Here is a 14,912-nt window from a genome sequence, read left to right as displayed (position 1 = left end):
GCGTTTTTGTTGTTCCGGATTTCCTTTTTAACGTTTTAAAAGTCTTATAAACTCGTCTACATCCTCCTCTGTGGTATCAAAAGAAGTTACCAGACGGATTTCATTCTTCTCTTCGTTCCAAAAATAAAAGAAGTAAGACTCCAGCATCCGGTCGATAACCGGGCGGGGCATGGTGAGGAATAACTGGTTACTTTCGGCTCTTTGAGTGAAAGTTACTTCGGGCAGTTTCTTCAATTCAGCGTAAAGTTTGGTAGCCATTGCATTGGCATGGTTGGCATTCTTCAGCCAGAGGTCGTCTGTGAGGTATGCCGTAAACTGGCAAGAGAGGTAACGCATCTTCGACGCTAGTTGGGCGGATTGTTTACGAATGAAGCGGGCTTCCGATTGCAAGTCTTTATTAAATACAATCACGCACTCTCCCATCATCAGTCCGTTCTTCGTTCCGCCAAAACTAAGAATATCGACTCCGCAGTCTACTGTCAGTTCTTTTAAGGAAAGATTCAAAGCGGCACAGGCGTTGGCTATTCTGGCTCCATCCATGTGTACATACATACCATTCAGATGGGCAAAGTCAGTCAGACGTTTTAACTCTTCGGGAGTATAGATGGTGCCAAGTTCGGTACATTGGGAAATATAGAGAGCTCTGGGTTGCGAATGGTGCTGATCGCCGAAACCATGCAGATAGGGTTGCATCAATTCCGGGGTAAGCTTACCGTCGGGAGTAGCAATCGGACGAATCTGACAACCTGTCATTTTCACAGGAGAGCCGCATTCATCTACATAGATATGAGCCGTTTCCGCACAAAAGATAGAATGATACGGACGGGTCATCAGCTGCAATGCTACCACGTTGCTACCTGTTCCGTTAAATACAAACAAGGGGACACAGTTGGGCGTAAAGGTTTCCTTTATTTTCGCTACGGCTTCTTCTGTCCATTTATCATCGCCATATCCTAAAGAATGGTCTATATTAGCCCGGTTCAATGCTTCCATTACCAACGGATGCACACCGGAATTATTGTCGGAGGCAAAATTTCTCATTGTTTCTTACATTTTAATTCGTGATGCAAAGTAACAGAATTATTTCCGGAAATCCATTGAAAGGAAGATACATAAAGCAGAAAAAGGATAAAAAACGAGAATCTCCGAAGTGCTGACTATGCTGTCATCCCTCCGGAGATTCTTCTGTTCTCGTTAAAGTGCCAAACTCTTTCAGCCAATATAAACATTCACACAGAGATAAACATAGAGTTCTTCATCGCACTGATCGAACTCAATCTTGCTCTCTCTTGACAACCACCCCAAAGCGGCACCCAGCTCTTTATCTTTCAGCCCGGATTTTCTCTTCAAAAGTCCATAGCTCCACTTCTCATTATTGCTAAGCAGTTGCCAAACCTTACCGGCATTCACACCGATTTCATTTCTGTTCATTTTTCTAGAGTAATTAAGAGGTTTAATACATTAGGTTAAGATTTCGCCTATAAAGATAACAAAAGGATATTGCAATTGTTTATACATCTTTACTAAAAAGTTGTTACAGAATTAATTTTAACATAAAAGTGGTGATGTGTCCCGACACAAAGGCGTTATTAGCATATGTTAAATCAGAACTTTTCTTTGCAGCCATCTGTTATTACATAAAATCAATCCTAAACCAATTACAGCTATGGCAAAAAAAATAGCAGAACAGTTGATAGATACTCTGGTAAAATCCGGAGTTGAACGCATCTACGCCGTAACAGGCGACAGTCTGAATGAAGTAAACGAAGCAGTCAGAAAAAACGATCAAATAAAATGGATACATGTGCGCCACGAAGAAACAGGGGCGTATGCCGCTGCGGCAGAAGCACAACTGACCGGTCGCCCGGGATGCTGCGCGGGAAGTAGCGGGCCGGGACATGTTCATCTGATTAACGGCTTGTATGACGCACACCGATCCGGCGCACCGGTAATCGCCATCGCCTCTACAATTCCTACCGGAGAGTTTGGTACGGAATATTTTCAGGAGACGAATACCATCAAACTTTTTAACGATTGCAGTTATTATAATGAAGTAGCCACTACTCCCACACAATTTCCACGTATGCTCCAGTCGGCCATACAAACGGCTGTCACCCGCAAAGGGGTGTCCGTCATCGGACTTCCGGGTGACTTGGCAAAGGCTTCTGCCGTTACCGTCGACTCGTCGGTTATCAACTATCCTGCCCCACCGGAAGTTTGTCCGTCGGAAGAAGATCTGGCTCAATTAGCTGACATGTTGAACAAACATACACGTATCACTCTTTTCTGCGGCATCGGTTGCCGGGGAGCTCACGAGGAAGTGATCGCGCTTTCCGAGAAGCTGAATGCTCCGGTTGTATATACTTTCAAAGGAAAGATGGAGGTGCAATATGAAAATCCGTATGAAGTGGGTATGACCGGATTGCTGGGAATGCCGTCGGGCTATTACAGTATGCATGAAGCCGAAGTGCTTCTCATGCTCGGCACTGACTTTCCATATTCCGCTTTCTTGCCGGATGACATCAAGATAGCACAGATTGACATAAAGCCCGAACGTCTGGGACGTCGTGCAAAGGTTGATATCGGACTTTGCGGTGATGTTAAACTGAGCATCCAAAGTTTATTGCGTATGCTGAATCCGAAGACGGATGATTCGTTCCTGTTGAAACAACTCAAAAGATATGAAGGAGTAAAGAAGGATCTGGCTGCTTACACGGAAGATAAAGGCGATGTAAATAAGATTCATCCCGAATATGTGATGTCTGAAATAGACAAACTAAGTTCGGACGATGCTGTGTTCACAGTAGATACGGGAATGACTTGTGTATGGGGAGCGCGTTATCTGCAAGCAACAGGCAAACGCCACATGCTGGGTTCTTTCAATCATGGTTCTATGGCAAATGCTTTGCCGCAAGCCATCGGTGCCGCACTAGCCTATCCTGATCGTCAGGTAGTGGCACTTTGCGGAGACGGCGGATTGTCTATGACTTTAGGAGATTTGGAAACAGTTGTCCAATATAAGTTGCCGATCAAAATCATCGTATTCAACAACCGCTCACTGGGAATGGTGAAGTTGGAAATGGAAGTGGACGGACTGCCGGACTGGCAAACAAATATGCTGAATCCCGACTTTGCCCAAGTGGCTGAAGCGATGGGAATGGCAGGGTTTAATGTCAGCGATCCGGAAGAGGTGTTGACTACCTTACTTAATGCATTCGAACTGGATGGTCCGGTACTTGTCAATATCATGACTGATCCGAATGCACTGGCCATGCCTCCGAAAATTGAATTCGGACAAATGGTGGGTTTTGCACAATCAATGTATAAATTGTTAATCAACGGTCGCTCACAAGAAGTAATTGATACCATCAATTCTAACTTTAAGCATATACGGGAGGTATTTTAAGTTATTCTCTTTTTAAGATCTTCAATACCTCTCCCAAAGTATGACTTACTATTATTGCTAATCGCAATAAGGTAAGTCATACCTTTTTATAGTCTATTTTATAGTCTATCTTGAAGTGGAAATCATTTTATTTTCTTATGTTTGCAATTATCAAAAAGTAAAAACACATGGAAAAGCCCGACTTTTCGCCTTTATCCCGACAAGCTCTACATGCAGATAAAAAACAGTGGAATCAATTCCTTTCTATTTTTTTATTGGCAGTGGGTGTTGGCTTTACAGTGGCAGGCATCGTCTTCTTTTTTGCCTATAACTGGGATGAACTACCTAAATTTGCAAAATTAGGAATGGTAGAAGTATTATTAGTAGCCTCTGTCCTGCTCGCTACATTTACCCGTTGGAGTAAGCTCGTCAAACAAATTCTCCTCACCGGAGCTACATTTCTGATAGGTACGCTTTTCGCTGTCTTCGGACAAATTTACCAAACAGGGGCCGATGCTTACGATCTCTTTCTGGGATGGACTCTTTTCACCATTCTCTGGGCGATTGCTATCCGCTTCGCTCCGTTATGGCTGACGTTCATCGGATTACTTTGTACTACGATATGGCTGTATAATATACAAATTGCCGGCTATGGCTCTTGGGAAATAACTCTATTGGGCAATGCAGTAACCTGGATATGTGCCGTGGCAACTATTATTACGGAATGGATGAGTGCAAAAGGTCATTTGAACAGAAACAATCGTTGGTTTGTCAGTCTTCTTTCGTTGGCTACCATTCTACACACCAGCTTTCTGTTAATGGCGGCCATCTGTGATGATTATACCATATTATCTGTTCCTCTCATAACTACTGTCCTTCTATTCGCAGCGGGACTTTGGTACGGATGGAGAGAAAAGAGTCTGTTCTATCTGGCTATCATTCCTTTTGCCACATTAATGATTTTATTGACTACATTCATATCTAAAAGTGATCTTAGGCATGTTCAGATATTTTTCTATGGAGGAATCATTGTCATCACCGGAACAACTTTACTCATTTACATCATTCTTCATCTAAAAAAGCAATGGTATGGCACAGAAGCATAACCTCACTATTCAAGTCGTATCCATTATCGGGGGAATCCTGACGGCTATTTTCTTTCTGGGATTTCTGGCACTTGCCAGAATCATTCAATCAGAGATTTCCAGTCTGATTATAGGAACTTTGTTAATCATTACTACGTTAATAATCAGCCGCGTCGTTATCCGGCCTTTTCTGGATGCAATGAACATCACTTTATATATAGCAGGATGCGTATTGGCAGGCTTTGGCATGAGTGCTAATATTCATGCCCTCTTCTTTATACTTATAATAATCAGTATACTCACTTTCTTTTTATCAAGAGGATTCATTCTCCCCTTTCTTTCAGTCATCCTGTTTAATATATCTTTATTTGGAGAAGTTGCCTATGTCTTTTCTTCATTTTATCCCCTGCAAATAGCAGTAATCCCTATCCTCGGAGCATTTCTATTTATCAATGCTTTCGAAAAGCTGTTTGAGGGTACAGAGACGAAAAATTACTTTTCCAAATACAGACCATTTCATGCCGGTTTATTTGTATCCAGTATCGTATCACTGGGAGGATTATCAATCAGCTACCTGGTATCGGAAACAAATAGCTGGCTCGTATCGGGCATATTGTCCGTTTATATATGGGTAGGACTTCTCATCATGATTCAACAAATCATACAGGTCATGAAAGGGGATAATCCTGTGAATCAGGTTGGTATCTATATTCTTTGTATTATCATTTGTCTGCCTACCGTATTTGCTCCTTATTTATCCGGTAGTTTGCTACTGATTTTAATATGTTTTCATTATGGTTATAGAGCAGAGTGTGCCGCTGCACTCCTTCTCTTTATCTATGCCGTTTCCAAATACTATTATGATTTGAATTTGAGCCTGCTCACCAAATCCATTACGCTTTTCTTCATCGGAATTGCATGTATTGCAGCCTGGTATTTCTTCACTCAAAAAAGAACAAGACATGAAAAAATATAGCCGAATATTGATTATCGTAAACCTGATATTGTTACTAGGGTATTTCAACTGGTCGGTTTATAAGAAAGAGCAAATCTTGAAAGACGGACGGTTGGTTTTGTTACAGTTAGTTCCTGTCGATCCCCGCTCTCTTATGCAAGGAGACTATATGAGACTTAACTACCAGGAAGCCTCATCAGCTCCGGTAGACGAACAAACTGCCAAACGCGGTTATGCCGTACTTCGAACTGACAGTAATCAGGTAGGAGAAATAGTGCGACTGCAAAACGCTTTAGAACCTGTAAACAGTGATGAACTGGTCATCAAATATAAAATAGTACATTACCGGCTCTTCCTCGGTGCCGAATCTTTCTTCTTCGAAGAAGGACAGGATACTCTTTATCAAAAAGCCATGTATGGCGGACTGAAAGTGAATGATAAAGGACAAAACTTACTTGTAGGACTGTATGATAAGGACTTTCATCGTATTCAATCTGATAAATAAATAATAATGAGAAAGCCCGGACTTTCACAAGCCCGGGCTTTCCATACTCTCAAAACATCTCCTTAATCTATAGGGAAATAAGGGACTAGCAAATTGGTTCTAGTGCAAATAAGGAGATGTTATGAAATAAAGAAAAGGGATACCTGTGGGAAATAAGGGAGGTATCCCTTTCTATAAGAAGAACAGAATGGAAGGATTGACTTTCACAAGCCAAATCCTTCACTCTGTTTCTTCTCGGCGTATTCTTCACACAAAGTGAAGAAGGGTTTGATTTTTCTGAATTTGAAGTAGCTTCAACTGTAATACAGTCCTTTGCTTATTGAAGCATTAGAAAGTTTGAAGCTCTCCTATTTTTCTTCTTATTCTGCCGGAATGGTTACAGTAATTGTATTCTTTCCTTCATAATTCTTGATTGTACCCCACTTAGATGTAGCTTTTACTTCTACAGTATAAGTTACAGCTTCGTAGAAATGGTGAGATTTACCTTCCGATGTAAAAGTCACCTTTCCTGTAGAAGCATCAAGAGACAGATAAGTTGACGCAGCTGCTTCTTTGAATGCAAAAGTAGGAGCTACCAGACCATAGATATCAAGAGGATTAGTAACTGAACTTGCAAATCCATTGTTTCCTGTTCCTGCTATCACAGCACCGTCCTTCCACATAGTCTTACCAGCTAAATCATTCCAAGCAAAGCCTGTTGAAACATTATATTCTACTGATTTATTAGATAAAGAAAGAGCCGTTGCAGTCGGAGCAACCCAAGTTCCACTAATATCTTTCACTTCAACAATACCTTCAATCGTATCCTCTACTTTACCATTATAGCTAGCTTTAATAGTAAACTTAACTACAGCAGGTACAGTTTTACCGCCAACAGTCATTTTACCAGTATAGCGGTCTTTATCAAACGTAAACTTAGCATTGTTTTCATCATAGCTAACACCAGCAATACTATTTTCTGTAATGTTAGTAGTGATTACGAAAGTACCACCCTTAGCCAAAACAGCAGCCTTAACAGCATCAAAGTTGGAGAATATAGTAGCAAGCTTAAATTCGGAAGTAATAGCAGTAGCCGCTGTCTCTGAATCTTTTGTCGGAGTAAAGCCTGTACGAGTTTGATCTGAAGACCACATTTCTGATACTCTAGCCAATTTAGCCAAAGTGATAGACTTAATCTTAACTGGGACAGTTACAGTAAGTGTATAGCCATCTCCTTCGAACTTAGCTGTTGCGGTATAATCACCAGCAGCTGTATTTTTAGGAATGATTAAAGTCAAGGCATTATTTATACCCTTTTCTAAGCGTACACCTGATACAGGAAGAGTTTCAGCCAAGCTCAAACTTTCATAAGCTGATGGACGGATATTCACTGCCGGATCGTTATAAATGTCAGCAACATTTAAAACTACTCTCTCCTCTGCAGCAGCTGCAGCTTCATTAGTCCAGTCACGTTCTACCGAAGCATACACATGTGTAAGTCCATCAATAGTACGTGTTACTTTTACAGTTCCTAACTTTTTAGGATTATTAGAACTAGTTTCCAAATAGAAACCTGGAGCTGTTACTTTAGCCATAACATCAGCAGTTTTGTCCAAAGAAGCAATCAGACCGGATGTTTTTAGACTAACGCTACCTGCAGTAGAAACTTCAAATAGATTTGCATCTGTTCCAGTCAAGCTATAAGTCGTCGCAAAGATATTCTCTACATTCAGTTCTTCTAATGTTTTTGTAAATGCTGTGCTTCCACTTGCAGTTGTTGTATATGAAACTGTCAAAGCTCCAACCCCAGAATAGTCAACCGGTTGGGGGGCATCATAGATAATCTCGCCTGCTTTCTCTGTTGCTACCTCATAATAGGCAGTCTTCAGATAATAACTAGACTGTATCACTGCGATATAATCAGAATTAATATTTGTCGGAGTCAATCCTTCTTTACCTTCCATATCTTTTGTGCTTACAATATTCAAAGATATCGCATGGCTCTTTTCGCTTGAAGTTGTTAATGATACTGTAAGAACACCAGCTTCACAGTTCTTCACTTCTACGGCAAACGGTTCAGCAGCACGAGTCCAGTTACGTTCTTCAGCATTTAACTTGATTTCGTAGTTCTTATTGAAATCCTCCAATGTCATAGCAGCAGAAGCCGGAGAAATACGAAATTGCAATTCTTTTGCATCCGCACTCTTCGCAGCAACAACATAAGAAGATGAGGTTGAAGTTTTCTTAGCATACAAAGTATAGAAATCTACGCTACGATCTATGCTTGTAGGAATATATACTACACTCTGAATCATACCTTTAATAGCAACACCCAGTTTTGCAAGGTCATCTTCTAACGTATCTATACGGCTATTTACAGTCGTCAGTTCTGCTGAAACAATCGCCTTGACTTTTTCACTGAATTCTGCGCTTGCATAAAGACCGGAAAGAGTCGTTTTAAGAGATTTCACCTCTGCAATAACGGCTTCTACACTTTCGAAACCATTTTCTACCGCTTTATCTTCCAATGCTGTTTGATAGTCTTCCAGCGCAGTCAGTTTAGCAAGGATACCAGTTTTATCAGCATTAATAGCAGCATACAATTCTTTAATAACATCTGCTACAGTTGCATCCTCTCCGGCAAGAGCAGCAACTTCCTTCATACTGCCAAAGTCTGCAAGAACCTTTGTTTGAATAGCATCATTTATTGCAGCGGCAATCTCCCCATCTTCTCCCAAAGCTGTGGCAATTTCATCACTGATAAGTCCTGACAGTTTTGCAGATTCAACGTAGTTCTTCAGCTCTTCTTTTGTAGCAAAATTGACTTTTAAACCATCCAATTCCTCTTTAAGGTCTTCCAACTTTACAATTCTTGCTGTCAAACCATCAATATCAGACTTTTGAAGTTTCTTCAGTGCTTCTAAGTCATTCTTAGCTGTTGCCAAGTCTTTTGTCAGCTGGTCGACTGTTGCCTTATCAGCAGTCTTTGACAATTTGTCCTCCAAATCAGTAATTTTCAGACCCAAATCTTTAATTTGAGAATCCTTATTCTCCAATTTTGTCTTTAAATCAGCCAACTGACTTTCCAAAGCACTTTTAGCCGCATTAATGGCAGTTTGCATGTCTCCCACGCTTACAGGATTGTTTGACTTGATCTGGTCAATTTGTTCCTGTACACTTTTTATGTCATCATCATAGTCCTTACAACCTACATAGGTGACAGTAGAAAGTGCCAACGCCCCGAAGAACATCACTTTTACAAATTTTCTTTTCATAACTACTTAAAAATTACATTAATAATATATTATTAAACACTAAGTTTCAATAATAGCATGCCCGTTACTCTGTAGGTAACAGAGAAACCTTTGTGCCTGCTCTTCTGGAGTAGTCAATACTGAAAAATGATACCAAATGTGATGAAACTTTTTTACCCCTGCTTCTGAAAGGCAGTAGAGGGGAAGGAAATCTTTTGCAAAATTTAGAAGTTAACAAAGCCCTAATACAAAGAATCCGCGTGTTTTATTTGTTCTAGTTCTACTTTTGAATGCTTTATTAGAAAAAATGTGTGATTTCGTTTGGTTGTTTTAAGAAATATGCTCATATTTGCACCGATATTCATTCCCGTTACCTACAGAGTAACAGAATAATTTTCAGGCACTTACACCTGTCACAGAACGCTTCACAAAATCAAGAACTTGCTTATTTGCTTCATCGATTTTCTTATTCCTGAAAGGTTTCAGATAGGTTTCAGTGACGGTGATAGACGAATGTCCCATCGCTTCAGAAATAATACCCGGATGAATTTCACAATAATAAGCCGTCGTAGCCCAGGTATGACGGGCGGTGTACGAACTAAGTTTATCTCCCAATCCGAGCAATTCACCCAATAACATCAGCTGCTGGTTAAAGCTGCGTAATGCAAGCTGATATTCGCGATAAGCCTCTTTGGTTCCTTCACGACTTCTCAACAACGGAAATAAATAAGGAGAAGAAGAATCACGATTCATGTATTTCTTTACCAAAGCCATTGCTTCCGGAGTCAATGTCACCGACAATGGGCGCCCGGTTTTACGTCTACGATACGTTATTACATTATCGCGCAAATCACTCTTACGCAAATAAGCAAGATCGACAAACGGCATACCACGAAGCGAAAACATCAAGATGAATAGCTCCTGCGCCTGATATACCGCTAATGGTACACCCGATGCACGAGATAATTTAGTAAACACCTTCTTCATATCCTCATCACCCAACGCACGTTTATGGTCAGCTCGCGTCCCGGTATAAACCGAACGAAACAAATGAGGAACATAAGGAGCCTTCTGAAGATCGACCGCACGATTGTAAACCGCACGAAAGGTCCGTAAATAGGTGGAAACGGTGTTCCAACTACATCCACGACTACGAAGATATACTTCGAACCCTTTCAACCACTCCGAAGTCACTTCACTAAAAACAAAATCTTTTTTCCCACGATAAGCAATGATGGCATTCAGACTACTACGATAAACATGTGCAGTCCCAAAGTTTCCCTCCATCTGTAACCCAGTGGCTACCTGCTTCATAAATGCTAGTACTTTCAACATCTCATAATTTATTAATAATTTAGACGATAAATATACGAGTATTATCCCATCAATGGAAATACCTCGCATGAACAAACAAAGGAAACGGCTAAGATGTTCCAAAGACAAAAGAGTACAAAAAGCCCGGACTTTCGCAAGCCCGGGCTTTCTATACTCTCAAAACATCTCCTTAATCTATAGGGAAATAAGGGACTAGCAAATTGGTTCTAGTGCAAATAAGAAGATGTAATGAGACAAAAAAAGGGATACCTGTGGGAAATAAGGGAGGTATCCCTTTCTAAAAGACAGATATTTAAAGGATATACTTTCACAAGCATGATCTCTTCCATCTGTCTCTCAACATATTCTTTTCAAAGGATTTATTATCCCATATTTCAATCTGTAAAGAGAAGGCATCTTTAGTCCTAAAAGAATTAAGATGCCCTCAATTATTAGTTCATTAATCTAAGTTACTTAATCACTTCAACATAGATTGATGTAGTCTTCGTTTTACCCCACTTATCAGTGATCTTAACATCTACTTTACAAACTGGAGGAGTTACAATACCTGTTGCAGAAGGATTCTTAGATATAGTAACCTTGTTATCTTTCTTACCGTCTTCTGATTCAACTCCTGTAAACTTATTGTCAGATACCGCCAGATAAGTTTCAGCATTCTTATCTGCTAATGCAACTTCAACTTTAACTATTCTATCATCGTCAAATTTATAGATAGCACCATAAACATCCTCTTTCTTGAATTCACTCTCCAATATATCTATAGAACGACCACCATCAACTTCGAATGGATTATCCTTAGTTCCTATAACTTTATCATCTATCTTCTTCGCATATTCGAAATTACCTTCAAAGATTTCAGATTTTATTGTCAGATTAAATTCGTCAACAATAGCATTCAGACGAGGATTTCCGAACGGTGCATAAGTTACAGTTATCTTACGGCCCATGTAAGCACCACCATATGCAGGGGAAGGTTCAACTGATATATCTCCATTGCTAGTGCCTTGACTTTCCAACCATTGTTTTCCTTCCTTCTCATCCGCCTCATCTTCTGGTATTGCTTCATTGAATGCAACAAATGAATTAATAAGCTCTTCACCTTCAAGTATAGAGTTAGCTTGATACAAAGAGTAAAGATTATAAGAAATAGTCTTCGTTTCTACTCCATTCGCATATACCTTACCATATGCAGTAGCATCATTACCCTCAAAGTAAGCATCTGCACGCTTAAAGACAAACAACTTGTCATCCTGCTGATCTACAGTAATCGTAAATGTAGTTTCATACAAATATTGATTACCCAAATCTACCCCTTCTCCTGTGTAATCCTTATTCTTAAACTTCACAGTTGCAGTATGAGGTACAGCAGCAACATGCTCTTTGTCGAATTTAGCTCTGATTACATATTTAATAATAGACTTATCATCCAGTTCTTGAACATCTTCACCTTTTGCATTGAGACCAACTAAAGATAATTGAATACTATTTTTAGTTTCCTCATCTCCATATTCCAGATCTTTCTCTCCATTGATTGTTACCTTTCCACCAGTATATTCTATTTCAGAATCAATACCACTAATATATTTCTTAATTTCATCTACTGAAGGACCAACAATTTCAGATTCTGCCGTTAGCTTCTTATCATCAACAACCCAAGTCATATCTTTAATTTCAGCAGGTTTTGCTACATAGGTAAATGTCAGAGTCAATGAAACAGGCTCATCAACTCCTTCAGTACTAAGATAGTGAAGAACAACAGGCAATTCACCTTCTTTATTTGCAAGAATCGTATTCTTCTCTTTATCAAATGTGGCATCTACCTTCTTGGCATCTGCTTCTTTAACCTCATAATAATAAGCTACTACTTTATCCAAATTGTCATTGCCAACTAATTCATCCAGATTATAAGTCGTTTTAATAGGCAGAGATTCAGGATTAGTAAAATCAACACTTGGTGCTCCTTCTATAGCATTGACTGTTATACCATACTGTGAAATGATTTCATTGCCCCATGCATCTTTTGTTGTAAATGCATATGCAGTTTCAGAATCAAAATCCTTTAATGTATTATAATCTACTTCATCTGCAAATTTGAGAGTCAAATCATAAATTCCCTTATTTGCTGTAGCTTCAGGTTCTTCTGCTGCACGAGTCAAAGCATTTTCACTAAAATTGTCTCCAATACTAGCAACAACAAAGTTAGTATTACCTTTGGAATCTGTCAAACCGATTTCATAGGCTTGAATATCCGCAGCTTTCAAATTCACAGGGTTAATCAATGCATGGATCATGCTACCCCCTCTAGCAACAAGTAAATCTCCTTTCTTCTTGAAAGTTTTGTTTCCATTGAATTCAATATCCTTTTTAGCTTCACCATAGTATAAAGTAGCCTCCGCCTCTGTAGAGCCTAAATCAACAGTACCATCTGCTTTTACACCAAGTACACTCATGCTAGTGATACGAGCAGCTTTCGGCATAGAAACCTTTTCCCATTCTTTTGTCTCCTTATTGAAAACATTCAATACCCAAACCAATGAATTGTTAGGATCAGCAGTTACATAAATATCAGAAGCGGCTTTAATATCTGTTTCTACAGGCTTTTGAGATGCAGCATCCCAAACAATCCAGTTACCATTTTCTGAAATTTGTGGTGCATATCCATCCTCACCATCTTTGCCTGGTTCACCTTTACCCGGTTCACCGTCATCTCCTTTATCACCTTTCTGTCCTTCAGAACAAATGCCACTGTCTTTCCCATCAATAATCCAATTCTTTGTAGTAGGATCAATCTCAATCTTTGTACCACTTGCCCCTGCAGCACCACTTACGATAGAATAACTCTTACCATCATTAAAAGTTATTTTAAATCCATCAGTAATTGGTTCTACAGCGGTTACCCATTTACCTTCTTTCACAAAATTCTGTAACTCGGCAATGCTAGCTTTGTTTGCGTCAATCTGTGTCTGCAGATTGTCGATGTCATCATCATAGTCTTTACAGCCTACATAGGTGACAGTAGAAAGTGCCAACGCCCCGAAGAACATCACTTTTACAAATTTTCTTTTCATAACTACTTAAAAATTACATTAATAATATATTATTAAACACTAAGTTTCAATAATAGCATGCCCGTTACTTTATAGGTAACGGAAGAACCTTCGTGCCTGCTCTTTGAGAGTAGTCAATACTAGAAAACGATATAATATGCAATGAAACTTTTTAACCCCTACCTCAAGGAAAAGGTAGAGGGGAGGGAAATCTTGTGCAAAATTTAGAGGTTAACAAGCCCTAATACAAAGAATCCACGTGTTTTATCTGCTTGTGTTCTCCTTTTGAGTGCTTTATTAGAAAAAATGTGCGATTTCGTTTGGTTGTTTTAAGAAATATGCTCATATTTGCACCGGTATTATTCCCGTTACCTATAAAGTAACAGGCTATTTATCAAGCGGTTAATCCACAAACAGACCGCTTAACAAAATCAATTACCTGCTTATTGGCTTCATCAATTTTCTTATTCCTGAAAGGCTTCAAATACGTTTCAGTCACAGTGATAGAAGAGTGCCCCATCGCTTCGGAAATAATACCCGGATGAATCTCACAATAATAAGCTGTCGTAGCCCAGGTGTGGCGCGCAGTATAGGAACTCAACCTATCACCCAATCCTAACAATTCGCCCAACAACATCAACTGACGGTTGAATGTGCGCAATGCCAATTGATATTCACGATAAGCTTCCCGAGTGCCTTCACGGCTTTTCAACAAGGAAAACAGATAAGGAGAAGAACTGTCACGGTTCATATATCTCCTGACTAGAATCATAGCCTCCGGAGTTAGTGTTACAGAAAGGGTGCGTCCTGTCTTACGCCTGCGATACGTGATCACATTGTCACGTAAATCACTTTTACGCAAATAGACAAGATCGACAAATGGCAAACCACGCAATAAAAACATTAGGATAAATAATTCCTGTGCCTTACGCAATGACGGAGAATAAGGTAAAGCCTGTGATAACCTTGCAAATACCTTCTTTATATCCTCATCACCCAACGCACGTTTATGGTCGGCACGAGTGCCTGTATAAACTGAACGGAACAGGTGAGGGACATAAGGTGCCTTACGAAGATCGACGGCACGGTTATAAACTGCACGAAACGTGCGTAAATAAGTGGAAACGGTGTTCCAGCTACAACCACGACTACGAAGATGTACTTCAAACCCTTTTAACCACTCCGGATTCACCTCATCAAAGGTGAAATCCTCTTTCCCACAATAAGCAATGATGGCATTGAGACTGCTACGGTATACATGTGCAGTACCAAAGTTTCCCCCCATCTGTAGCCCACGGGCTACTTGCTTCATAAATGTTACTACTTTCAACATCTCACGATTTATTAATAATTTAGACGATAAATAT

General features: G+C 39.8%; 10 protein-coding genes. 4 read left to right on the top strand and 6 right to left on the bottom strand.

Features of this window, described 5'->3' with window-relative positions; translation table 11 throughout:
• Window positions 1-27 precede the first annotated feature (27 nt).
• Both DXB58_RS21670 and DXB58_RS21665 read right to left on the bottom strand, forming a co-directional pair.
• A complete protein-coding gene (locus tag DXB58_RS21670; RefSeq protein ID WP_122138233.1) occupies window positions 28-1,041 on the bottom strand; it encodes a low specificity L-threonine aldolase in 1,014 nt (337 codons plus the stop codon).
• A 171-nt stretch (window positions 1,042-1,212) separates the two neighbouring features.
• Window positions 1,213-1,431 carry a winged helix-turn-helix domain-containing protein gene (locus DXB58_RS21665; RefSeq protein WP_004301053.1) on the bottom strand — a complete coding sequence of 73 codons (219 nt, stop codon included), beginning with the start codon at window positions 1,429-1,431 and terminating at the stop codon, window positions 1,213-1,215.
• A 235-nt stretch (window positions 1,432-1,666) separates the two neighbouring features.
• Here DXB58_RS21665 and DXB58_RS21660 point away from each other — a divergent pair, with 235 nt between their 5' ends.
• From DXB58_RS21660 to DXB58_RS21645, 4 genes are all read left to right on the top strand, one after another.
• Window positions 1,667-3,406, top strand: coding sequence for a thiamine pyrophosphate-dependent enzyme (locus tag DXB58_RS21660; protein WP_055278932.1), 1,740 nt, complete (start codon window positions 1,667-1,669; stop codon window positions 3,404-3,406).
• Between the two features lie 167 nt (window positions 3,407-3,573).
• A complete protein-coding gene (locus DXB58_RS21655) occupies window positions 3,574-4,491 on the top strand; it encodes a DUF2157 domain-containing protein (RefSeq protein ID WP_122138232.1) in 918 nt (305 codons plus the stop codon).
• Complete coding sequence (locus DXB58_RS21650; RefSeq protein WP_122138231.1) at window positions 4,475-5,446, top strand: DUF4401 domain-containing protein; 972 nt, start codon at window positions 4,475-4,477, stop codon at window positions 5,444-5,446. The genes DXB58_RS21655 and DXB58_RS21650 overlap by 17 nt, the downstream gene beginning before the upstream one ends.
• Window positions 5,433-5,930 carry a GDYXXLXY domain-containing protein gene (locus DXB58_RS21645; RefSeq protein WP_122138230.1) on the top strand — a complete coding sequence of 166 codons (498 nt, stop codon included), beginning with the start codon at window positions 5,433-5,435 and terminating at the stop codon, window positions 5,928-5,930. The genes DXB58_RS21650 and DXB58_RS21645 overlap by 14 nt, the downstream gene beginning before the upstream one ends.
• Window positions 5,931-6,289: 359 nt before the next feature.
• Here the strand turns inward: DXB58_RS21645 and DXB58_RS21640 are convergent, their stop codons facing one another.
• From DXB58_RS21640 to DXB58_RS21625, 4 genes are all read right to left on the bottom strand, one after another.
• Window positions 6,290-9,184 carry a MepB protein gene (locus DXB58_RS21640; RefSeq protein ID WP_122138229.1) on the bottom strand — a complete coding sequence of 965 codons (2,895 nt, stop codon included), beginning with the start codon at window positions 9,182-9,184 and terminating at the stop codon, window positions 6,290-6,292.
• 375 nt (window positions 9,185-9,559) lie between these two features.
• Window positions 9,560-10,498, bottom strand: coding sequence for a site-specific integrase (locus DXB58_RS21635; RefSeq protein ID WP_117935966.1), 939 nt, complete (start codon window positions 10,496-10,498; stop codon window positions 9,560-9,562).
• 449 nt (window positions 10,499-10,947) lie between these two features.
• Window positions 10,948-13,566, bottom strand: coding sequence for a PL29 family lyase N-terminal domain-containing protein (locus tag DXB58_RS21630; RefSeq protein WP_122138228.1), 2,619 nt, complete (start codon window positions 13,564-13,566; stop codon window positions 10,948-10,950).
• 373 nt (window positions 13,567-13,939) lie between these two features.
• Window positions 13,940-14,878, bottom strand: a complete 939-nt coding sequence (locus DXB58_RS21625; protein WP_122138246.1) for a site-specific integrase — start codon at window positions 14,876-14,878, stop codon at window positions 13,940-13,942.
• Window positions 14,879-14,912: the final 34 nt, after the last annotated feature.

Source organism: Bacteroides sp. OM05-10AA, from assembly GCF_003439055.1.
Taxonomy (GTDB): Bacteria; Bacteroidota; Bacteroidia; order Bacteroidales; family Bacteroidaceae; genus Bacteroides; species Bacteroides intestinigallinarum.
The sequence above is the reverse complement of the archived record's forward strand: the minus strand, read 5'-3'. Positions and strand labels throughout refer to the sequence as shown.